The organism is Sphingomonas sp. OK281, from assembly GCF_900115295.1.
Taxonomy (GTDB): domain Bacteria; phylum Pseudomonadota; class Alphaproteobacteria; order Sphingomonadales; family Sphingomonadaceae; genus Sphingomonas.
Genome location: NZ_FOVZ01000005.1, coordinates 336,612 through 357,144, shown reverse-complemented (window position 1 = coordinate 357,144; position 20,533 = coordinate 336,612). Strand labels below are relative to the sequence as shown.

The following is a 20,533-nucleotide window of genomic DNA, read 5'->3' as shown; positions in this document are numbered from 1 at the left end:
GGGGGAGGCAAACGCAACATCTGCTCCGTATCCTCCCCCTCCGTCGCCTTTGGCGCCACCTCCCCCTAGCGGGGGAGGATTGCTCGCCTCAGAAAATGAAGCTGTAGAAGCAGGTGAAGAACGCCGCGAAGCTGAGCAGGAACAGCTTCACGTCCTGATCGTCGTTCCTGGCGCGCGCGATCACCGGCGGCGGGAGCGATCGGCGCAGTGGATGGCGGGCGGCTTCGTTGGTGAGGACTAGGCGTCTGGTCATGATGCAAACGTTAACGTCGCGTTTACTAATTCGACCAGTGGCAAAAGTGGTTAAGCCGGCGGCGTCCGGCAATGGGACAGAAACAGGCAGTCGGTAATCGCCAACGAAGCTTCCGCCGTACCGCTATCCTTGTGTAAATGCGGAGTATAAGCTCCTCGCTTTCCCCGCGATTCTGCGGATGCGAGGACCCGGACCATCGAGCAGATCGGCGCCCTTCCCTATGTGATCGACGAGACCGGGCACGCGCGCGTCATGCTGATCACGTCGCGCGATACCGGCCGGTGGGTGATCCCCAAGGGCAACCCCATCACAGGCCTCGCCAGCCACGAGGCCGCCGCGCAGGAGGCGTATGAGGAAGCCGGCATCCGCGGCATCCCCTGCCCCGCGCCGGTCGGGCAATTCGCGTACCGCAAACGCCGCCGCACGGGCCGCTACCGCGACATGGTCGTGACGGTATTTCCGCTCGCATTCGTCGAGCAGGTCGAGGAATGGCCCGAGCGTCATCAGCGCGACACACGCTGGTTTACGCTTGATCGCGCGGCGGAGGCTGTCAATGAGCCCGGCCTGAAGGCGCTGATCGCTGCCTTCCGTGAGCCGCCGATCCCGGCATCGCTCGCGCAACGTATCTTACCCGTCGTGCGCACAAGTGCGAAAAGGAGAATTCCGATGCTGGGCTGGTTCCAGTCGCTGATGCCGAAGCAGGGGCGATTCTTCGAACTGTTCGACGCGCATGCCGCGACCCTGGTCGCCGGCGCCGATGCGCTTGCACGGCTGCTCCACGGCGAAGGCTCGATCGAGAGCCAGATCGCCGAGATCGTCAAGCGCGAGCACGAGGCTGACGATATCACGCGCGAGGTGCTTCAGGACGTCCGCCGCGTGTTCGTGACGCCGTTCGACCGCAGCGCGATCACCGACCTGATCGGCGTAATGGACGACGCGATCGACCAGATGAACGGCACCGCCAACGCGATCGCGCTGTACGAGGTCACCGTATTCTCGCCGCAGATGCGCGACATGGCCGGCATCATCGTCGAGGCCGCACGGATTACGGCGGAGGCGATCCCGCTGCTGCGGTCGCTGGGGACCAACGCGGGACGGCTACACGACCTGACCGCGCGGCTGATCCAGATCGAGGGGCATGCCGACGACATCCACGACACCGGCCTGCGCGCGCTGTTCCAGGCGTCGAAGATCAGCGCGGACCCGATGACCTTCATCATCAACCGCGAAATCTACAGCAGCCTGGAAAAGATCGTCGACCGCTTCGAAGACGTCGCGAACGAGATCCAGGGGCTGGTCATCGACCATGCTTGATGTGTTTGGGTCCGAGAGTTTCCACGAAGCTCCCCCCCGGCGAAGGCCGGGGCCCAATTGGGGGACGGCAATAACGAAGGACCGCGCGCCGTTACTGCAACCTCTCCAATTGGACCCCGGCCTTCGCCGGGGTGGGGCCTGTGGCCGAGCAACGACGGTCGGAGCAACCGCATCTGCTCCCCTCCCTGGAAGGGAGGGATTGGGGGTGGGGCGGCCCGAGATGGATCGTGACACCCGCCCCATACCGACCCACCCCCTGCCCCTCCCTTCCAGGGAGGGGAGTCCGACGGCGTCCGGAGCGGCGGCATGATCCTCTCCCTCCCGCTCCTCATCGGCCTGATCGGCATCGCGCTGCTGTTCGACTTCCTGAACGGCCTGCACGACGCGGCGAACTCGATCGCGACCGTCGTCTCCACCCGCGTGTTGAAGCCGCAATACGCCGTGCTCTGGGCCGCGTTCTTCAACTTCATCGCGTTCGCGGTGTTCGGCCTCCACGTCGCGCAGACCGTCGGCACCGGGATCGTCCAGGCTCACGTTATCGACGCGCAGGTGATCTTCGCCGCGCTGATGGGTGCGATCGCGTGGAACGTCATCACCTGGGTACTCGGCATCCCGTCGAGCAGCAGCCATGCGCTGATCGGCGGGCTGCTCGGCGCCGGCATCGCCAAGGTCGGCTTCGGCGCGATCGTCTGGAAGGGCGTCATCGCCACCGTCCTTGCGATCTTCGCCTCGCCCGCGATCGGCCTGGGCCTCGCACTCGTGCTGGTGCTGATCGTCGCCTGGACCAGCCTCAAGCTCACCCCGCTCGGGGTCGACAAGCGCTTTCGCAAACTCCAGCTGGTCTCTGCCGCGCTCTATTCGCTCGGCCATGGCGGCAATGATGCTCAGAAGACGATGGGGATCATCGCCGTGCTGCTCTATTCGCAGGGGCTGCTCGGGGGTGAATTCCACGTGCCGCTCTGGGTGGTGCTGTCCTGCCAGGCGGCGATGGCGCTGGGCACGCTCTCGGGCGGCTGGCGGATCGTCCACACGATGGGCTCGAAGATCACGCGCCTGACGCCGGCGCAGGGGTTTTGTGCGGAGACCGGCGGCGCGATCACGCTGTTCGCCGCGACGTATCTCGGCATCCCCGTCTCGTCGACTCACACGATCACCGGATCGATCGTCGGCGTAGGAGCGGCGCGGCGCTTGTCCGCCGTCCGCTGGAACGTGGCCAGCAATATCGTCGTCGCCTGGACGCTGACGTTGCCGGCGGCAGGTCTTATCGGCGCGGGCACGTATCTGTTGGTCGGAGTGTTCGTCTAAGTCTGGAAACCGTCAAGGCTGGCGGGCCACGGCTCCGTCATCCCGTTGGAGCGGCGGCGTTCTTGCTCGTCCGTACGCCGCTCCACCGCGAAACGGGGAGCGGCGTATCGGCCAGACCGCCTATTTGGTCCCGCCGCCCTGCAACGGCGCGACCGCGTCCTTGCCGAACTTCATGATCAGCTCGCCGATCTCGCGCGCCTGGCTCATGCTCCGCTGGCTCTGCTCGCGCAGATAGTCGCCCTGGATCTTCATCACCTGCGTCAGGTCGCTGGCGCTTGCCGCCTCGCGCATCGCCGCGAAGGCCTCGCGCGCGTTCTGCTCGGCCTGATCGATCATCGCCTTGCCAATCGTCGCGCCGCCCTCCGCGATCTTGCCGCCGGACTCCTTCATCGCCTCGCCTGCGCGCCGCGCCGGATCGACGATCTTCTCCGAGAATGCACCGCGCGCCTTATCGGCATTCTCGCGCATCGTGTCTGCTGCGCCTTTGGCGGCATCCGCCGCGCGGTCGGTCGCCGCCTTGCTTGCGTTCGCGCCATCATCGACTGCCTGCTTGAAGTCGTCCGCCATCGTCTCGCTCCTGTGTTGCGCCATCGGTTGGTCGAAGTTTCAACCGGTATGATCGGCTTTGGTTGCGCCCGCCAGCTTGCACGCGCGCGCATTACTCACGATAGGTCGCGCGGCTTTTACGGGGAACGTCCATGCGCATCACGATGATCGGTTCTGGCTATGTCGGCCTGGTGTCCGGCGCCTGCTTTTCGGATTTCGGCCATGACGTGATCTGCGTCGACAAGGACCAGTCGAAGATCGACGCGCTGCTCTCCGGTCGCATGCCGATCTTCGAACCCGGCCTCGACCAGCTCGTCGCGTCGAACGTCGCCGCGGGCCGGCTGACTTTCACCACTAATCTCGCCAGCGCGGTCGCGGGCGCCGACGCGATCTTCATCGCGGTCGGTACGCCGTCGCGGCGCGGCGATGGCCATGCCGACCTCAGCTACGTGTTCGCCGCGACCGAAGAGATCGCCGCGGCGGTCACCGGCCCGACCGTGGTCGTGACCAAGTCGACCGTCCCCGTCGGCACCGGCGACCGAGTCGAGGCGATCTTCCGCGAGAAGCGTGCGGACGTCGACGTGGCGGTCGTCTCGAACCCCGAATTCCTCCGCGAAGGCGCCGCGATCGGCGACTTCAAGCGCCCCGACCGCATCGTCATCGGTACCGAGGACGAGCGTGCCAAGCAGGTGATGCGCGACGTGTATCGTCCGCTCTACCTCAACGAATCGCCGATCCTGTTTACCAGCCGTCGCACGTCGGAGCTGATCAAATACGCGGCGAACGCGTTCCTCGCGACCAAGATCACCTTCATCAACGAGATCGCGGACCTGTGCGAGGCAGTCGGCGCCGACGTGCAGGACGTGTCGCGGGGGATCGGGCTCGACAACCGGATCGGCAAGAAGTTCCTTCACGCCGGGCCGGGCTATGGCGGCTCGTGCTTCCCCAAGGACACATTGGCGCTGCTGAAGACGGCAGAGGATTACGACACGCCGGTCCATATCGTCGAAGCCGTCGTGAAGGTGAACGACAGCCGCAAGCGCGCAATGGGCCGGAAAGTCCTGCACGCACTCGGCGACACCCCCCGCGGCAAGACGGTCGCGCTGCTCGGGCTGACGTTCAAGCCGAACACCGACGACATGCGCGACGCCCCCAGCCTCGCGATCGCGACCGCACTCGCCGACGCCGGGGTGACGGTCCGCGCGCACGACCCCGAGGGCATGGCACCGGCCAAGGCGATGATGCCCGACCTCGTCTACTGCACGGACGCCTATGACGCGGCCGAGGGTGCCGACGCGGTCGTGATCGTGACCGAATGGGATGCGTATCGCGCACTCGACCTCGCGCGGCTGAAGCGCGTGATGACCGGGCCGGTCATGGTCGACCTGCGCAACGTCTATCAGCGCGCGGACGTCGAACAGGCTGGGTTCGCCTACACCGCGGTCGGTCGGTGAGCACCCCCGGCAACATATTCCAGTCACTGGACCTTTTGCGCGCCCTCACTATATACCGAACGGTATGAATAGGCTTTGCACGCTCACCGCCCCCAAGGGCCGCCCCCGCGAGTTCAATCTCGACGAAGCGCTGGCGGGTGCGTTGCGCGTGTTCTGGCGGAATGGTTACGAGGGTGCATCGATGGCGGAACTGACCGCCGAGATGAAGATCACCAAGCCCAGCCTGTACGCCGCGTTCGGCAACAAGGAGGCGCTGTTCCACAAGGCGCTCGACCTCTACGAGCGCGAGAAGCTCGCCTATATGACGTCAGCGCTCGACGCGCCGACCGCGCGTGCCGTAGCGGAAAACCTGCTCCGCGGTGCGCTTCAGATGCAGATGAGCACCTGCGACCCCAAGGGGTGTCTCAGCGTCATCAGCAGCGTCGCGTGCAGCGCCGAAGCCGAGCCGATCAAGGCCGAGGTCGCCAAGCGCCGCGCGTCGTCCGAAGCCGCGCTGATGAAGCGGTTCGACGAAGCCAAGGCTGCGGGCGAGTTCCCCGAAGGTCTCGAGTCGCATGCGCTGATGCGGTACCTCTTCGCGATCATGCAGGGGCTGTCGATCCAGGCCGGTTCGGGGGCGAGCTGCACCGAGCTCCAGCAGCTCGTCGAGACCAGCATGCTGATGTGGCCAACCAAATAGACACGGTTTCTACCGCGCCGCGGGAAAAAATACCGGCCGGTACAAAAGTCTTGTTGACTAGATGAACGTCAGGTTTATATACCGACTGGTATCGAAGCTCTCTCCTACTTCGGATGGAGCAGCCGGGGACACCAACCCATGACCACGGTTCAAACCTAAGACGGCTTCGGCCTGATTTTCGAAAATTCCATGCGGGCAAGCGCGGCACGGGGATGTGCCGACAACGACCGCGCACGCCTTGCGACCAGCTGACGTCGGTGGACCGTCCACCGACGAAGGCCAGCGCTTGCCCAAGATCAAAAGGGGGACAATCCCATGGCTTATCTCGACCTCGACAACATGTTCGCTTCGCCCGTCACCAGCCGCACGCAGGCCGTGGCAGCCCCTGCCCCGACCGGCTTCTCGGCATTGGAATGGAGCGTCATCGCGCTCGCCAAGCGCGACACGTTGCGCAGCCTGTCCGGCCCGAGCCGCATGTCACGCGCGATGGGCAGCCTGTTCGGGCTGAGCACCGCGTCGCGGCTCGCCGATCCCCGGCTGGAGGCGTTGCGGCGGATGGCCGTGTACGCCTGGCGGCGTGGTTTCGCGCTGCCGATGGCTGAGATCCAGGGCTTCCTCGCCGCCGGCTTTGCCGAGGCACAGATCGAAACGCTCGTCGAGAGCGTGACCGGCATGCGCGTCGGCATCCAGCAGAAGCGGAGCATCGCAGCGTGAACCAACTTACCACGATCACGGCCGCGAACGACGCCAATGTCGCGTCGTCGCCGCCCGCGGACCGTCACCGACGACCGGCATGGCAGCGCGGCGCGATGGTGCTCGTGCCGATCGCGCTGCTCGGTGCGGTCGGCGTGAAGATGTTCGACCATCCCGACGCGGCGATGGCAGCCCCCCCGCCCGCCTCCGTCACGGTCGCGTCGCCGCTGGTGCGGCAGGTCAGCGAATGGGACGATTATGTCGGCCGCTTCGCACCGAGCCGGACGGTTGAGATCCGTCCGCGCGTTGCCGGCGAAGTCACCGGTATCCATTTCCGCGACGGAGAAATCGTCAGCAAGGGGCAGCTGCTCTTCACGATCGACTCCCGCCCGTTTGCCGCAGCTCTGGCTGAGGCACACGCCAACGTCGCCAGCGCAAAGAGCGCCTTGTCGCTGGCTCGCACCGACCTTGGTCGCGCCCAGCGATTGGTCGCCGATGAAGCGGTTTCGGCAGGCGAAGTCGACGCGTTGCGTGGCAAGCTGGAAGCAGCCCAGGCCGCACTCGCCGCGGCACAGGCTCGCGAACGTGCCCGTGCGCTCGATGTCGGCTTCACGCAGGTTCGCGCACCGATCGGCGGTCGCATTTCCGATCGCCGCGTCGATGCGGGTAATCAGGTCGCGGGCGGCGAAGGTACCGGCGGCACGGTGCTGACGACGATCAACGCGCTGGATCCTATCTACTTCACGTTCGACGGCTCCGAGGCGCTGTACCTCAAGACGCAGCGCGCACGGCAGCCCGGCGCGACGCCGGCGGCGGTCGAGATCCAGTTGCAGGACGAGACCGAGCATCGCTGGAAGGGCAAGCTCGACTTCACCGACAACGGCCTCGACCAGCGCTCGGGCACGATCCGCGGCCGCGCGGTCCTCGCCAACCCGGGGTATTTCCTGACGCCAGGGATGTTCGGCAACATGCGCCTCGCGAGTGCGGGGACGCGGCAGGCCCTGCTGGTGCCCGACGATGCGGTGCAGACCGATCAGGCGCGGAAGGTCCTGCTGACGATCGATGCGAAGAACGTCGTGAGCCAGAAGCCGGTCGAGCTTGGGCCCGTGGTCGATGGCCTCCGCATCGTGCGCTCGGGGATCGGGCCGAACGACCGGATCATCATCCAGGGGACTCAGATGGCGATGCCGGGTGCCACGGTTGCGCCGAAGGTTGGCCGGATCGTGGTCGCCTCGGGTACGAGTGCGCCCGCCTCGGTCCAGCCCATCTCGGGTGAGGCCACGCTCGCGAGATAGGCGTCCACCCCGGCGAAGGCCGGGGCCCAATTGGGTTAGCGTTTCGACTTAATCACTGCGGTTCGCCCAATTGGGCCCCGGCCTCCGCCGGGGTGGCGTTGGTGTGTGCCCGCGCCCCTCTACCGAGGAAATTCCCATGCGCTTCTCGCGCTTCTTCATCACCCGGCCGATCTTCGCGGGCGTGATCGCGGTGATCATCACGATCGTCGGTGCGATCGCCTACATGACGCTGCCGGTGTCGCAATATCCCGACATCGTCCCCCCCACCGTCACCGTCAGCGCGACCTATCCCGGCGCGTCCGCCGAGACGGTCGCCGAAACTGTCGCTGCGCCGATCGAGCAGGAGATCAACGGCGTCGACAACATGCTGTACCAGTCGTCGCAATCCACCGGCGACGGCAAGGTCACGATCACCGTCACCTTCAAGATCGGCACCAATCTCGACGCAGCCCAGGTGCTCGTCCAGAACCGCGTCGCGGTCGCCGTCCCGCGCCTACCCGAAGACGTCCAGCGTCTTGGCGTGGTGACGCGCAAGACGTCGCCCGACTTCCTGATGGTGGTGAACCTCGTCTCGCCCGACAACTCGCTCGATCGCGGCTACATCTCTAACTACGCGCTGACCCAGGTCCGCGATCGCCTCAGCCGTATCGACGGCGTCGGCGACGTGCAGCTGTTCGGTGCACGCGATTACTCGATGCGCATCTGGATCGACCCCGGCCGCGCCGCCGCGCTAGACCTCACCGCCGGCGAGATCGTCGCGGCATTGCGCGCGCAGAACGTCCAGGTCGCCGCCGGTACGCTCGGCCAGCCGCCCTATGACAAGGGCAACAGCGCGTTTCAGCTCAACGTCGAGACGCAGGGCCGCCTGACCGATCCCAAGCAGTTCGCCGACGTCGTCATCCGCACCGACGCGCAAGGCCGTCAGGTCCGCGTCTCGGACGTCGCCCGCGTCGAACTCGGCGCGCAGGATTACGGCGCCAACACCTATCTCAGCGGCAAGCCGACGGTCATCGCCGCGGTCTTCCAGCGTCCCGGCTCGAACGCACTCGGCGCGGCACAGGCCGTCACCGCCGAGATGGAGAGCATGTCGAAGCGCTTCCCCAAGGGTCTCGAATACAAGGTCATCTACAACCCGACCGAGTTCATTGCGCAGTCGATCGACGCGGTGAAGCACACGCTCTTCGAGGCGATGGTCCTCGTCGTGCTCGTCATCCTCGTCTTCCTGCAGAAGTGGCGCGCGGCGATCATCCCGATCGTGGCGATCCCGGTCTCGCTGATCGGTACCTTCGCGGTGCTGGCCGCCGCCGGGTACAGCCTCAACAACCTGTCGCTGTTCGGCCTAGTCCTCGCGATCGGCATCGTCGTCGATGATGCGATCGTCGTGGTCGAGAATGTCGAGCGCAACCTCGAGCACGGGCTCTCCCCGTTGGAGGCGGCGCGCACATCGATGGACGAAGTGTCGGGCGCGCTCGTCGCGATCGTGCTCGTGCTGTGCGCGGTGTTTATCCCGACCGTGTTCCTCACCGGCCTCTCGGGCGCGTTCTACCGCCAGTTCGCGGTGACCATCTCGACCGCGACGATCATCTCGCTGCTGATCTCGCTGACACTGTCGCCGGCACTCGCCGCGATGCTGCTCAAGCCGACCGCCCCCGCCGATTCCGGCAACCGCGTGACCCGCACCGTGCGACGCGCCGGCGACGCCTTCAACCGCGGGTTCGAGCGGATGAGCGACAGCTATGCCCGCCTCACCGCCCGCCTAGTCACCGCGCCGCGCCGGATGATGATCGCCTATGCCGCGTTGATCGCGGTCACGGTCGGCGTGTTCACGATCACCCCGTCGGGCTTCGTGCCTGCGCAGGACCAGGGCTATTTCCTGACCGTCATCCAGCTTCCGCCCGGCTCGTCAGTCGAGCGCACCGACGCGGTCATGCAGAAGGTCGCGAAACGCATCCTGCCGCTCGCCGGCGTCAAGGGAGCGGTCATGCTCGCGGGCTTCGACGGTCCGTCGCAGACGCTCGCCCCCAACTCGGCCGCCGCCTACATCCCGCTGAAGAGCTTCGAGGAACGCAAGAAGCTCGGCGTCACGCTCGCGAGCATCATGGCGGAATCGCAGAAGGCGACCGGCGACATCACCGAAGCGCGCCTGCTGATCGTCCCGCCGCCGCTCATCCAGGGCATCGGCTCGGCCGGCGGCTATCGCCTGATGGTGCAGGACCAGGGCGGCCACGGTTACGCCGACCTCGGCAAGACGAGCTACGCGCTGATCGGCCAAGCGAACCAGACCAAGGGTCTCGCCCAGATCTACACGTTCTTCGACACCGCCACCCCGCGCATCTTCGCCGATGTCGACCGCGCCAAGGCCAACCTCTTGGGCGTCCCACCCGAGCGCGTGTTCGAGGCGTTGCAGGTCTATCTCGGCTCGGCGTTCGTCAACGACTTCAACCTGTTGGGCCGCACCTACCGCGTCACCGCGCAGGCCGACGCACCGTTCCGCAACACCACCGCGGACATCGCCAACCTCAAGACTCGCTCCAATTCGGGCCAGATGGTCCCGGTCGGCTCGGTCTCGACGTTCAAGGACAAGACCGGCCCGTACCGCGTGGTCCGCTACAACCTGTTCCCCGCGGTCGAGGTCGATGGCGACACCGCCAAGGGCTATTCCTCGGGCCAGTCGCTGGTCGCGATGGAGAAGCTCGCCGATGCGTCGCTCCCGGCAGGCTACGCGCATGAATGGACCGGCATCGCCTATCAGCAGAAGGCCGCCGGCAGCACCGCCGCGCTCGTCTTCGGCATGGCGGTGGTGTTCGTCTTCCTCGTGCTCGCCGCGCAATATGAGAGCCTGACGTTGCCGCTCGCGATCATCCTGATCGTGCCGATGTGTCTGCTCGCGGCGATGACCGGCGTGAACCTGCGAGGTATGGACAACAACGTCCTGACGCAGATCGGCCTGGTCGTGCTGATTGCGCTCGCCGCGAAGAACGCGATCCTCGTGGTCGAGTTCGCCAAGCAGGCCGAGGAACAGGACGGCCTCACTCCCGTCGAGGCGGCGGTGCGCGCGGCGAAGGACCGGTTGCGGCCGATCCTGATGACCAGCTTCGCGTTCATCCTCGGCGCGGTGCCGCTGGTGATCGCGACCGGTGCGGGTGCGGAACTCCGCCAGGCGCTCGGGACCGCGGTGTTCTTCGGGATGATCGGCGTGACCGGGTTCGGTCTGCTCTTCACCCCCACCTTCTATGTCGTCGCACGGGCGCTGGCGCTGCGGTTCGAACGCCGCAAGCCAACCGCTGCCGCCCCGACGCTTCAGCCAGCCGAATAGGACCAGCATCATGAAGTCCGCCCTCCTCGCGAGCCTGTCGGCGCTGACGCTCGCCGCCTGCGCCGCCGGCCCCGACTACGTCGCGCCGATCACCCCACCCAAGGCGGCCGCATCGTTCGTCACCGCGAATGCAGCCACCGTCACTACCGCGCCCGACAACGACTGGTGGCGGATGTACCGCGACCCGGTCCTCGACGGGCTCGTCGCGGATGCGCTCGCGGCGAACACCGACCTCCGCGTGGCAGTCGCCCGGCTCGACAGCGCCCGCGCATCGTTGCGCGGCGCGAAGACCGACCGCGAGCCACAGGTGAACGCGGGCGCGAGCAGCAACTACGCCCGCACCTCGCAACTCCAGAACCTGCCCGGTCTCGATCGTGAGCGCGCCACCTACGACGTAGGCCTCGACGTCAGCTACGAGGTCGATCTCGCCGGCCGAGTCCGCCGCAACGTCGAGGCAGCCCGCGGTGACGTCGGCGCCGCGCAGGCCGATGCGGACGCCGTCCGTGTCTCGATCGTTGCCGCCACCACGCGCGCCTATGTCGACGCAGCCTCGTCCGCCGAACGCCTCGCGGTCGCGCGGCGGATCGTCGACCTGCTCGACAAGTCGAACACGCTGACCGGCAAGCGCGTCGACGCCGGTCGTGCAGCCCGCCTCGATCAGGTCCGGATCGCCGCCCTGCGCGACCAGCGCGCCGCCAACATTCCGCAGATCGAGGCCGAGCGCCAAGCCGCGCTGTTCCGCCTCGCCACGCTCACCGGCCGCACGCCGCAGGACCTGCCCGCAACCGCCGGCGCGCGCACCACCACGCCGCGCCTCGATCAGCCGATCCCGATCGGTGACGGTGCGGCGTTGCTAGCACGCCGCCCCGACGTCCACGCCGCCGAACGCCGGCTTGCGGCGGCGACCGCGCGGATCGGCGTGCAGACCTCGCAACTCTATCCACAGATCTCGCTTGGTGGCTCGATCGGCTCGACCGCACTCAGCGTCGGCGACATCTTCACCGGCGGCCCGATCCGCTGGCTGCTCGGGCCCCTCCTAAACTGGTCGCTCAACCAGTCGGCGGCTCGCGCGCGCATCGCCGGCGCCGAGGCGGACTCGCGTGGCGCACTCGCCAATTTCGACGGCAGCGTCCTCACCGCACTCGAGGAAACCGAGACCGCGCTGTCGAACTACGCCCGCGAACTCGATCGCCGGACGCAGCTACAGTCCGCGCACGACAACGCCGCCACCGCCGCCCGCATCACCCGCGCCCGCCAGCGCGAAGGCCAGATCGACTTCCTCGACGTCCTCGACGCCGAGCGTACGTTGGCCGATACGGACACGGATCTCGCCGCCGCCGACGCGCGGATCGCCGGGGCGCAAGTCGACCTGTTCCGCGCGCTGGGCGGTGGCTGGCAAACTGCATCCAAGCCCGTCTGATAACCGGATTGCCGCATTAACCTACATTTGAAACATGCCGGAACCTAAACAGGATCAAGTCGGTCGCGATGTTGGAGTTCATCATGACCGACCCGAGCCTAGCCGAAACCAAGTGCGCGCAGGCGTGGCATGCACAGGTCCAGTATCACCAGGAGCGTGCTGCGCAGGAACAGGGGCTTGCGCGTCGATCGCGGTCTGAGACTGCACGCACGGCGCATCGCGTGCTCAGCGAGCGGCATCTTCAACTCGCAGCCTCTGCCGAACTCGCCGCCGGCATGGCGGGTGCGGAGTCGCCGCAGAGTTCGTCGCTGCAGCATACCGGTTGGTTGATGCGCAAAAGCTACGGCGTTTAGGCCGGCCCTATTCCATATCCGCTTTGCCGAGATTGATCTTGTCGTACAACGCCAACAGCGCGGTGACCTCTTCGACGACTGTTTCCTGTTCGGCGCGCCAGCGTGCAGTCGCGTCCTGCTGTGGAATGCCGTCCTGCCCGTCGTGCAGAGTAAACCCCTGATCGATCAACCAGATCGCATCGCTCGCGCGCGATCGTTGTCGCCTCAGGTGATAGACCCATTGCTCGATAATCCCCGAAGGAACCAGTCTATCCAGATCGCCCATCGCGCGTCGGTAGGACAATGCCGGCCGCAATGCCAGCCATCGAACGGGTATCTTTATGGGACGACGGCTCGTCTGAAATTTGCCGGCAACATGCCGGGCGCAGCCGAACGATGATGGATTATCTACCGCACCCCTCAGTGCTCGAACGCAGGATGGACGATCAATCGGTTCTGGCTCGGCTCGCGCAGAACGTACCAATCGCACGGATGCACGAAGACCTCGCACAACTCTACCGCGAGCAGCTGATCGCCGCGCTGAAGCGATAAGCCGTTTCGGCTTTGGCGATGCATCGTCACGCCGTAGGAGCATTGCCATGCTCGACCGCGACATCGAACCTGCCCTCTCCGTCACGCCGTCCCCGTGGATCGGCACCTATGCCGGTGAGGGCGGCGGCGGCCTGTATCCCCTGACCGGCACGACTGGTTCGCTCGCGGTCGGCCCGCCGTATCGCGACGCGAGCAACGCCTCGTTCGGCGTCCATGCATCACGATTCGACCTCCACTATCTGGCGGACGAGCAGGATATCGGCAGGCTCGGCGTCCATCGGCGGACGAGTTCCGGCTGGCATCGGCTCGGCAGCGTGGCCACCGAGGGCGCCGCGCCCTGTCATGTCGCGATCGATGCCACCCAGTCGTGTATCGCGGTCGCCAACTATGGCAACGGTGGCATCGCGGTGTACCGTCTCGACCAGAATAGCGGCATGCCGATCATACCACCGATGGTGTACGTCAACGACGGGCGCGGCCCAGATCCGGATCGGCAGGAATCGCCGCACGCACATTGGGTCGGCTTCAGTCCGGACAACCGAACCTTGTATGCAACGGACCTGGGCACGGACGCCGTGCTCGCGTTTGCATTCGATGCGCAAAGCGGGACCATCGGTTCGGTCCAAACCGCGTTTCGCGCTGCACCGGGCTCGGGACCGCGGCACATGCTGTTTCACGACAGCCAGCCCGGGTTGGCGTATCTCGTCTGCGAACTGGACAGCACGCTGGTCACGCTAGACATCGACGGTACCGGTAATGGGTCGGTCGAACTTCGAGAACGCGCAACGTTGCCGACGATCCCCGCCGGATGGAGTGGCCACAGTATCCTCGCGCATATCGGCGCAAACGCGGCTGGAGACCGTCTATACGTCTCCAACCGCGGCCATGACAGCATTGCCGTCTTTGCCCTCGATGCACGCGGCGATGCGACACCGATCCAGCATATTACCAGCGGCGGCGTGTCGCCCAGGTTCTTCATGATATTGGAAGAAGAGGCCCGCATGATGGTCGTGCACGAGCGCGATCACCGCGTCACGATGCTCGACATATTGGCCGATGGAACACTCGCATCGACCGGCAACGCCATCACCGTACCAGGCGCGGCGTTCGCGCTGATCGGCTGACAGCCGCCACGCCCCTATGCTTCAGCTGACGCTGGCGATCAGCAAGGTCAGTTCGTTACGAACCGGGTCGACCTCGCTTCGCATCGGCTTCACGACCCGGCGCTTGGCGGGATAGGAAGCGCGCACGGCGTCGCACAGGTCGTTGACCGAGACGCGAATGCACGAACCTTCGTCGCAGATCAGGCGCGGCTTGCTCACGGACTGCACACATGTGGACGATGGCGCGGCCCATAACGGAGTCGCGCTCGTCAGCAGGCATGTCGCTACGATCCGCAAAGCGGTGTTCTTGATGATCATGTATCTGGCCCCCCACAGGCTGTTCGTATTTGGTGAAGCCACCGTTAGGGGTCTATTGGTTTCGATAGTGTTTCGATGGCCTATCAATCGTTTCGGACGCGATCCGTCATAAAGAAATGACAGCGATCTTGGTCAGTCGGCCGCAATTGGGCCTTGCGGGGGGTTGGCGCGGCGGGTGCACCAGACGAGCAGGATCAGCGCGAGGCACAGCCATGCCGAGAGGCGGAAGATATCGGTCGAAGCGAGCAGATATGCCTGCCCGACCATCTGCCGCGTGATCGCGCCCGCCGCCTGGACATCCGTCAGGCCCATCCGGGTCAAGGCGCCGCTGGCCATCTGATAGGGCGACGCGCTACCGACGGCGTCCGACAACCGGCTCTGGTGCAGGGCCTCCCGCCGATCCCACGCGGTCGTAATCAGCGAGGCGGCAAAGCTGCCCGCGGTGATACGCGCGAAATTCGAGATGCCCGTCGCGGACGGCAGGCGCTCGGCCGGTATGCGGTCGAACGAAATCGTCAGCATCGAAAGGAAGAAGCTGCTCATCGCGATACCCTGCACCAGCATCGGCAGCATCAGGTCGTAGAAGCTCGCATAGGTCGTGTACCCGGAGCGCAGGTAATAGGAGTAGCCGAACGCCGCGAACGCCACGGTGGCGAGCAGGCGCGCATCGAACTTGCCGGCAAGCTTCGCCATCAGCGGCGTCAGCAGCACGGCGACCACGCCGCTCGGCGCTGCGACCAGCCCCGCCCAGGTCGCGGTATAGCCCATCTGCGTCTGCAACCAGAGCGGCAGCAACAGCGTGTTGGCGAAGAACACCGCATAGCCGAGGCAGAACGCGGTCGTGCCGATCGCGAAGTTGCGGTTCTTGAACAGCGACAGGTTCACGGCCGGGTTGGCGTCGGTCAGCTCCCAGATGAGCCAACCCACAAAGCCGATCGCGGCAACGATCGTGGCGACGACGATCCGGTCGGCGGCGAACCAGTCGTCGTTCTTGCCGAGATCGAGCACGATCTGCAGTGCGCCGACCCAGATCACCAGCAGGATCAGCCCGACCTGATCGATCGGCAATTTCCGGGTGGGGGTGTCGCGCTTGCCGAGCTTGTTCCAGCAAATGAACGCCGTGAAGATCCCGAACGGGACGTTGATCAGGAAAATCCAGCTCCAATGATAGTTATCGGAGATGTAGCCGCCGAGTATCGGCCCCATGATGGGCGCAACCAGCGTCGTCATCGACCAGATCGCCAACGCAGTGCCCCGCTTGTGCGCAGGGAAGATCGCAATCAGCAGCGCCTGGCTGCCTGGAATCATCGGCCCCGAAACCGCGCCTTGCAACACGCGGAAGCCGATCAGCGAGGGCAGATCCCACGCGATCCCGCACAGGAACGACGCGATCGTGAACAGGACAACCGAGGTGCAAAACGTCTTCACCACCCCGAACCGGCCCATCAGCCACCCGGTCAACGGCACCGCGACTCCATTGGCGACCGCGAACGCCGTGACGATCCAGGTGGAGTTGTCGCTCGAGACGCCGAGATTGCCGGCGATGGTCGGGAGCGAGACGTTGGCGATCGTCGTGTCGAGCACCTGCATGAAAGTGCCGAGCGCGAGCGCGAACGCAGTGAGCGCGAGCGAGCCGCCGACGAGGGGGGCGGGACCGGGGCCGGAGGGGGCTGCCATTAGAGAACGTCCCGCTGAGAGCGAACTGCTGCACCCCAACCACCCCGGCGAAGGCCGGGGCCCAGTTGGGGGACGAGGCTAACGGAAGGCAGCGCGCTGTTACAACCACCTTTCCAACTGGGCCCCGGCCTCCGCCGGGGTGGTGCCGCCTGAAGCGTGGAGGTTACCAACAAGCCTGTTTCCCCGCGAAGGCGGGGACCCAGACTAGACTCCCGCCTTCGCGGGAGAACAAGGAAGGGAGCGCCGGCACCAACCCAGCAAGACGGGAGCGAACGGCGCACAATCATCACCGGTTCGCCGCGATGATCTGGCGGATCTTCGCATCGACCGCGGCATCACCCTGCCCGGTCGCCAGACCCTTATACGCCGCCACCGCCGGCCGCCCGACCATCGTTCCCGACTTGTCCGCGGTCTTGACGATCGCGTTCACCGACAGCCCGACCCGCAACGGATTGCGCCGCAGCTCGCCCTTGTCGAGCGCGATGCGCACCGGCACGCGCTGGGTGATCTTGATCCAGTTGCCGCTCGCATTCTGCGGCGGCAGCAGCGCGAACGCGTTGCCGCTACCCGCGCCGAGGCCGACGACATGTCCGTGATAGACGAGATCGTCGCCATACATATCGGCCGTCACCGTCGCAGCCTGCCCGATCCGCAGATCGCGCAACTGCGTCTCGCGGAAGTTCGCGTCGACCCAGACGCGGTCGAGCGGCACCACCGCCATCAACGGCATCCCCGCCGACACCTGCTGCCCGAGCTGCACGGTGCGTTGCGCGACGACGCCATCGATCGGCGCGACGACGTGCATGTGGCTGCGCGTGATCGCCGCCCGCCGATACGCCGCGATCGCCGCCAGCACCGCCGGATTGTTCGACACCGTCGTGCCGACGACGCCGTTACGCGACTGTGCTTGCTGGCTGCGCGCGAGTTGCAGCGTCGCGCTCGCCACCTTTACCTGGTCCGCCGCATGGCTCAGTTCCTCGCCCGAGATCGCGCCTTCCGCAGCGGCGCCGCGGCGACGGGCGAGATCGTTCCGCGCCCGCGCCAGCTCGGCCTCCGCCTGAACGACCGCAGCCCCGGTCTCGTTGACCTTCGAAAAGTCCGAGCGCGTCGCACGCACCGCCCGCGCAAGCTCCGCCTCGGCGGAGGCCACGCCGACATCCGCGGTCGCGGCGTCGAGGTCGATCAGCGGCTGTCCCGCCTTCACGACCTGCGTGTTGTCGGCATGGATCGCGGTCACCTGCCCGGGATCGCGCGCGGTGATCGCCACCACGTCGCCCGCGACATAGGCGTCGTCGGTCTCCTGGACGGGCGCCGCGAGCAGGAAGTGGAACACCGCCCACACGATCGCGCCGATCACGACGACCACGCCAAGGATCGTCAGCGCGCGCTTGCGTGCGCGCGGATTGCCGGCCGGAGCAGCGGCAGGCGGCGGCGTTTGCGTATCGGTCATCGCGTCATCCCCTGAAAATCATAACCACCGCCCAGCGCCAGTACGAGTTGCACGCGCTGTTGCGCGGCATCGGCGGCCAAGTCGGCGTCGGCCTGTTCGGCGGCCAGCGTGCGGACGTCGTTGTCGACAAGATCGAGCCGGCTATCGAGGCCGCTCGACACGCGGATCGCGTTCAGTCGGCCGGTCTCGGCATAGCCGCGCACCACCTCGCGCTGTCGCTGCCGGTCCGCGTCGAGCGCCCCGATCCGTGCCACTGCGTCACCCGCCTCGCGCACCGCACCGATCACCCGGTCGTTATAATCCGCGGTCGCCAGATCGAGCGCGGCGGTCGCGCCCGCGAGGTCCGCCTTCAACCGGCCATTGTCGAAGATCGGCAGATGGATCGCCGGCCCGACGCCGACCGTGCCCGCATCGAGCGAGAACAGATTGCCGAGCCCGACCGCCTGGAACCCCGCCAGCGCCGCCAGATTGACGTTCGGATAGAACGCCTTCCGCGCGACCTGACGCCCGGCGGACGCAGCCTCGATCCGCGCCTGCGCCGCCGCGATATCGGCACGTCGTGAGAGCAGGTCGGCCGGCACGGTCTTCGGCAACGGCAGCGCCGCGTCGAGCCGCAACGCCGTCGCGCCGATCGTCGCCGGATAATCCGCACCGCGCCCGGCGAGTGCGGCCAGCGCGTTCTTCGCGAGCACCTGCGCCGCCTCCGCACGCAGCAACGCCTGTCGCGCCTGAGCCAGCAGCGTGGTCGCCGCCTGCGCGTCGAGCTTGCTCGCCAGGTTGTTGCGGATCCGCACGTTCACCAGCCGCAGCGAATTCTGGCGCGTCGCGATCGTCCGCTGCGCGATACCAGCCTGCGCCTCGGCACGTTCGAGATCGATATACGTCTGCACCACCGCCCCCGACAGCGCCATCCGCGCCGCCGCGACGTCGAGCGAAGCCGCGCGCACCGACGCCCGCGCACCCTCGATCGCAGCTTTCTGACGCCCGAACAGATCGAGGTTCCAGCTGAGGTTCGCCGCAGTCGACCCCACGAACCGCGTCGACCCGGCATAGGGCGGCGGGATCGTGTAACGACCGCTCAACCGCGCGAGCTGCTCCTGCGCGTCGAGCGTCACGTCGGGGCCATTGTCGGCACGCCGCGTCGACAGCACCGCCTGCGCCTGCGCGACCCGTGCCAGCGCCGCATCGAGCGACGGGCTGCCCGCGACGGCATCGCGCACCAGCCGATCGAGCTGCTGATCGCCGAACGACCGCCACCAATCGGCGGCGATCACCGGCGCCGCATCCGGCGCCAGCCCCAGCGCCGTGGCCGATACCGGCTCCACGACGGTCTTCGAAGCAGGGATCGCGCATCCCGCGAGCAGCCCCGCCACAGCGATCGGGGATAGGGCGGTACCAATCTTCATGCGCGGCGTCCTTCGGTCAGAGCGTCGTCCAGCGTCGTGCGGAGTTTCTGCATCAGTTCGATCAGCTTCTCGATTTCGGCCCGGTCCCAGTCGACCAACAGGGTATTCCAGTATTCGATGATCGTATCGCGACACCGGATCGCGACCGCCTCGCCGTCGGGCGTCAGATCGAGATTGAGCACACGCCGGTCGTCGCTGGCGCGCGACCGCGTAACCCAGCCGTTTTGCTCCATCGCGTCGACCAGCCGCGTCGTCGCGCCCTTGTCGTGCGAAAGATCGCGCGCGAGATCGGCGCACGTTGCCGCCCGGCCAGCGAGGATGGACATGAGCGCAGACCATTGCGTGCCCGACAGGCCCTCCGCCGCGAACACCGGCTCGATCAGGCCCTGCCCGATCTGATGGATTCGCCGCGCGAGGTAGCCGAGCGAACAGTCCGGCCCGAAATCTGATTTGGTGTAGAACGCCATATCATTGCCATGGCAACCATTGCCCAGGCAGTCAATTGCGCGTTTGTACATTTGCCGGTGCAGCTACCCCGCTTTTACAGCTTAGAGGAAGCCGGCCTATAGAGCCGGGCTTATGGAGGGGGTCGATTTTGCGGCGTGGTGAGGCAAGTCATGCTGCCCACAGAGCATCGTGCCAGCGCCACCCTGCCCGATGAAAGAATATCCTTTGAAACCAGCGCGTTCGATCAGCCGGTCAGGAATTTCTGTCGATCGAGTTCGTCGAGACATTGTGCCAGCAGCGCACCGATCAAATGATTTAGCCGCTCGTCGGCGATTGATAGCGCGTGTGCGACTGCATCGCGCAACGCTCCGGTCTCTTCGCGCTCAATGGCCATGCGCGATGATCGCCGCTCTTGCACGGCCTTTCAATGAACTAGATTAGTTCACAAGATACTATCCTTTATCAAGTCTACCCTCTGTTTTGGCTATGGCGTGGCGCATCGGCCGAGCTTAGCATCCGGTATGGCAAACGAACCCGAATCGGCGCACGCGGGATCATCGCGGACTGCGGAAAACCTCATTCATGTGCGCAGCCTGCGCGCCGAAGTCTTCCCGAGCGAGATTTTCGACGAGCACGCCTGGAATATGATGCTGCAGCTGTTCGTCGCGCAGGCGAAGGCACAGGAAGTTTCCGAGAACGAATTGATCCGGGCGACCGGAACGCCGCCGGGCGCGGGGCAACGGTGGCTCGCGCATCTCGTCGCCGACGGGCAAATCGAGCCCTACACGGACGGCGGCGCCATCGCGTTGACGGCGTCCGCACTGGACCGGATGGAGGGATTCCTCCGCGATGCAAGCGCCATCCATCAGTCCGACGACTCAGCCTAGCGCGGTACGGTACGTCCCACGGCCGAACCGCCGCCGGTCGAGAAGATTACCGCGCAGCACAGGCACCCGCGCCCTTCCCCGATGCG

The 20,533-nt window shown here is 66.2% G+C and carries 21 protein-coding genes; 12 read left to right on the top strand and 9 right to left on the bottom strand.

The window, feature by feature from the left end; translation table 11 throughout:
- Nucleotides 1–88: 88 nt before the first annotated feature.
- The gene (locus BM244_RS23230; RefSeq protein ID WP_175518287.1) at nt 89–253 is read right to left on the bottom strand and encodes a hypothetical protein; all 165 of its coding nucleotides are present in this window, start codon (nt 251–253) and stop codon (nt 89–91) included.
- A 195-nt stretch (nt 254–448) separates the two neighbouring features.
- Here BM244_RS23230 and BM244_RS18290 point away from each other — a divergent pair, with 195 nt between their 5' ends.
- Both BM244_RS18290 and BM244_RS18285 read left to right on the top strand, forming a co-directional pair.
- Nucleotides 449–1,567, top strand: a complete 1,119-nt coding sequence (locus BM244_RS18290; RefSeq protein ID WP_093400330.1) for a DUF47 family protein — start codon at nt 449–451, stop codon at nt 1,565–1,567.
- 306 nt (nt 1,568–1,873) lie between these two features.
- Entirely contained in the window at nt 1,874–2,872 is a 999-nt protein-coding gene (locus BM244_RS18285) for an inorganic phosphate transporter (protein WP_093400329.1), read from the top strand.
- Nucleotides 2,873–2,992: 120 nt separating this feature from the next.
- On the opposite strand, the gene BM244_RS18280 is transcribed toward BM244_RS18285, so the two are convergent.
- On the bottom strand, nt 2,993–3,439 hold the full coding sequence (locus BM244_RS18280) for a phasin family protein (protein ID WP_093400328.1): 447 nt from the start codon (nt 3,437–3,439) through the stop codon (nt 2,993–2,995).
- Nucleotides 3,440–3,570: 131 nt separating this feature from the next.
- Here BM244_RS18280 and BM244_RS18275 point away from each other — a divergent pair, with 131 nt between their 5' ends.
- The 7 genes from BM244_RS18275 (at nt 3,571) to BM244_RS18245 (ending at nt 12,628) form a co-directional block, all read left to right on the top strand.
- On the top strand, nt 3,571–4,872 hold the full coding sequence (locus BM244_RS18275) for a UDP-glucose dehydrogenase family protein (protein WP_093400327.1): 1,302 nt from the start codon (nt 3,571–3,573) through the stop codon (nt 4,870–4,872).
- Nucleotides 4,873–4,936: 64 nt separating this feature from the next.
- Entirely contained in the window at nt 4,937–5,551 is a 615-nt protein-coding gene (locus BM244_RS18270; protein WP_093400326.1) for a TetR/AcrR family transcriptional regulator, read from the top strand.
- A 315-nt stretch (nt 5,552–5,866) separates the two neighbouring features.
- A complete protein-coding gene (locus tag BM244_RS18265; protein ID WP_093400325.1) occupies nt 5,867–6,265 on the top strand; it encodes a hypothetical protein in 399 nt (132 codons plus the stop codon).
- Between the two features lie 95 nt (nt 6,266–6,360).
- Nucleotides 6,361–7,539: an efflux RND transporter periplasmic adaptor subunit gene (locus BM244_RS18260; protein WP_093400410.1), complete on the top strand. Its 1,179-nt coding sequence runs from the start codon at nt 6,361–6,363 to the stop codon at nt 7,537–7,539.
- Nucleotides 7,540–7,675: 136 nt separating this feature from the next.
- Entirely contained in the window at nt 7,676–10,855 is a 3,180-nt protein-coding gene (locus tag BM244_RS18255) for an efflux RND transporter permease subunit (RefSeq protein WP_093400324.1), read from the top strand.
- A 10-nt stretch (nt 10,856–10,865) separates the two neighbouring features.
- Entirely contained in the window at nt 10,866–12,275 is a 1,410-nt protein-coding gene (locus BM244_RS18250) for an efflux transporter outer membrane subunit (protein ID WP_093400409.1), read from the top strand.
- 83 nt (nt 12,276–12,358) lie between these two features.
- On the top strand, nt 12,359–12,628 hold the full coding sequence (locus tag BM244_RS18245; RefSeq protein WP_139226969.1) for a hypothetical protein: 270 nt from the start codon (nt 12,359–12,361) through the stop codon (nt 12,626–12,628).
- A gap of 7 nt (nt 12,629–12,635) precedes the next feature.
- Here BM244_RS18245 and BM244_RS18240 read toward each other — a convergent pair whose 3' ends face one another.
- Nucleotides 12,636–12,893, bottom strand: coding sequence for a hypothetical protein (locus BM244_RS18240; RefSeq protein WP_093400322.1), 258 nt, complete (start codon nt 12,891–12,893; stop codon nt 12,636–12,638).
- 29 nt (nt 12,894–12,922) lie between these two features.
- On the opposite strand from BM244_RS18240, the gene BM244_RS22765 reads away from it, so the two are divergent.
- Together BM244_RS22765 and BM244_RS18235 are read left to right on the top strand one after the other, a co-directional pair.
- Nucleotides 12,923–13,159 carry a hypothetical protein gene (locus BM244_RS22765; RefSeq protein WP_139226968.1) on the top strand — a complete coding sequence of 79 codons (237 nt, stop codon included), beginning with the start codon at nt 12,923–12,925 and terminating at the stop codon, nt 13,157–13,159.
- 47 nt (nt 13,160–13,206) lie between these two features.
- The gene (locus tag BM244_RS18235; RefSeq protein WP_093400321.1) at nt 13,207–14,283 is read left to right on the top strand and encodes a lactonase family protein; all 1,077 of its coding nucleotides are present in this window, start codon (nt 13,207–13,209) and stop codon (nt 14,281–14,283) included.
- 21 nt (nt 14,284–14,304) lie between these two features.
- On the opposite strand, the gene BM244_RS23225 is transcribed toward BM244_RS18235, so the two are convergent.
- From BM244_RS23225 to BM244_RS23220, 6 genes are all read right to left on the bottom strand, one after another.
- Nucleotides 14,305–14,481: a hypothetical protein gene (locus BM244_RS23225; protein ID WP_175518286.1), complete on the bottom strand. Its 177-nt coding sequence runs from the start codon at nt 14,479–14,481 to the stop codon at nt 14,305–14,307.
- Between the two features lie 231 nt (nt 14,482–14,712).
- Nucleotides 14,713–16,257, bottom strand: coding sequence for a DHA2 family efflux MFS transporter permease subunit (locus BM244_RS18230; RefSeq protein WP_093400320.1), 1,545 nt, complete (start codon nt 16,255–16,257; stop codon nt 14,713–14,715).
- A 286-nt stretch (nt 16,258–16,543) separates the two neighbouring features.
- A complete protein-coding gene (locus tag BM244_RS18225) occupies nt 16,544–17,707 on the bottom strand; it encodes an HlyD/EmrA/EmrK family protein (protein WP_093400319.1) in 1,164 nt (387 codons plus the stop codon).
- Entirely contained in the window at nt 17,704–19,113 is a 1,410-nt protein-coding gene (locus BM244_RS18220) for an efflux transporter outer membrane subunit (protein ID WP_093400318.1), read from the bottom strand. The genes BM244_RS18225 and BM244_RS18220 overlap by 4 nt, the downstream gene beginning before the upstream one ends.
- Nucleotides 19,110–19,580 carry a MarR family winged helix-turn-helix transcriptional regulator gene (locus BM244_RS18215; protein ID WP_093400317.1) on the bottom strand — a complete coding sequence of 157 codons (471 nt, stop codon included), beginning with the start codon at nt 19,578–19,580 and terminating at the stop codon, nt 19,110–19,112. Before BM244_RS18215 ends, BM244_RS18220 begins: the two co-directional genes overlap by 4 nt.
- A gap of 224 nt (nt 19,581–19,804) precedes the next feature.
- Entirely contained in the window at nt 19,805–19,954 is a 150-nt protein-coding gene (locus BM244_RS23220) for a hypothetical protein (protein WP_175518285.1), read from the bottom strand.
- Between the two features lie 127 nt (nt 19,955–20,081).
- On the opposite strand from BM244_RS23220, the gene BM244_RS18210 reads away from it, so the two are divergent.
- Nucleotides 20,082–20,447: a hypothetical protein gene (locus tag BM244_RS18210; RefSeq protein WP_093400316.1), complete on the top strand. Its 366-nt coding sequence runs from the start codon at nt 20,082–20,084 to the stop codon at nt 20,445–20,447.
- Nucleotides 20,448–20,533 lie beyond the last annotated feature (86 nt).

Bases quoted from the DNA above. Each gene is read 5' to 3' on its own strand.
- BM244_RS18210 (WP_093400316.1), top strand. From the start codon at position 20,082: ATGGCAAACGAACCCGAATCGGCGCACGCGGGATCATCGCGGACTGCG.
- BM244_RS18265 (WP_093400325.1), top strand. From the start codon at position 5,867: ATGGCTTATCTCGACCTCGACAACATGTTCGCTTCGCCCGTCACCAGC.
- BM244_RS18250 (WP_093400409.1), top strand. From the start codon at position 10,866: ATGAAGTCCGCCCTCCTCGCGAGCCTGTCGGCGCTGACGCTCGCCGCC.
- BM244_RS18285 (WP_093400329.1), top strand. From the start codon at position 1,874: ATGATCCTCTCCCTCCCGCTCCTCATCGGCCTGATCGGCATCGCGCTG.
- BM244_RS18240 (WP_093400322.1), bottom strand. From the start codon at position 12,893: ATGGGCGATCTGGATAGACTGGTTCCTTCGGGGATTATCGAGCAATGG.
- BM244_RS18225 (WP_093400319.1), bottom strand. From the start codon at position 17,707: ATGACCGATACGCAAACGCCGCCGCCTGCCGCTGCTCCGGCCGGCAAT.
- BM244_RS18275 (WP_093400327.1), top strand. From the start codon at position 3,571: ATGCGCATCACGATGATCGGTTCTGGCTATGTCGGCCTGGTGTCCGGC.
- BM244_RS18235 (WP_093400321.1), top strand. From the start codon at position 13,207: ATGCTCGACCGCGACATCGAACCTGCCCTCTCCGTCACGCCGTCCCCG.
- BM244_RS22765 (WP_139226968.1), top strand. From the start codon at position 12,923: ATGCCAGCCATCGAACGGGTATCTTTATGGGACGACGGCTCGTCTGAA.
- BM244_RS18270 (WP_093400326.1), top strand. From the start codon at position 4,937: ATGAATAGGCTTTGCACGCTCACCGCCCCCAAGGGCCGCCCCCGCGAG.
- BM244_RS23230 (WP_175518287.1), bottom strand. From the start codon at position 253: ATGACCAGACGCCTAGTCCTCACCAACGAAGCCGCCCGCCATCCACTG.
- BM244_RS23220 (WP_175518285.1), bottom strand. From the start codon at position 19,954: ATGGCCATTGAGCGCGAAGAGACCGGAGCGTTGCGCGATGCAGTCGCA.
- BM244_RS18245 (WP_139226969.1), top strand. From the start codon at position 12,359: ATGACCGACCCGAGCCTAGCCGAAACCAAGTGCGCGCAGGCGTGGCAT.
- BM244_RS18230 (WP_093400320.1), bottom strand. From the start codon at position 16,257: ATGGCAGCCCCCTCCGGCCCCGGTCCCGCCCCCCTCGTCGGCGGCTCG.
- BM244_RS18215 (WP_093400317.1), bottom strand. From the start codon at position 19,580: ATGGCGTTCTACACCAAATCAGATTTCGGGCCGGACTGTTCGCTCGGC.
- BM244_RS18220 (WP_093400318.1), bottom strand. From the start codon at position 19,113: ATGAAGATTGGTACCGCCCTATCCCCGATCGCTGTGGCGGGGCTGCTC.
- BM244_RS18280 (WP_093400328.1), bottom strand. From the start codon at position 3,439: ATGGCGGACGACTTCAAGCAGGCAGTCGATGATGGCGCGAACGCAAGC.
- BM244_RS18260 (WP_093400410.1), top strand. From the start codon at position 6,361: ATGGTGCTCGTGCCGATCGCGCTGCTCGGTGCGGTCGGCGTGAAGATG.
- BM244_RS18255 (WP_093400324.1), top strand. From the start codon at position 7,676: ATGCGCTTCTCGCGCTTCTTCATCACCCGGCCGATCTTCGCGGGCGTG.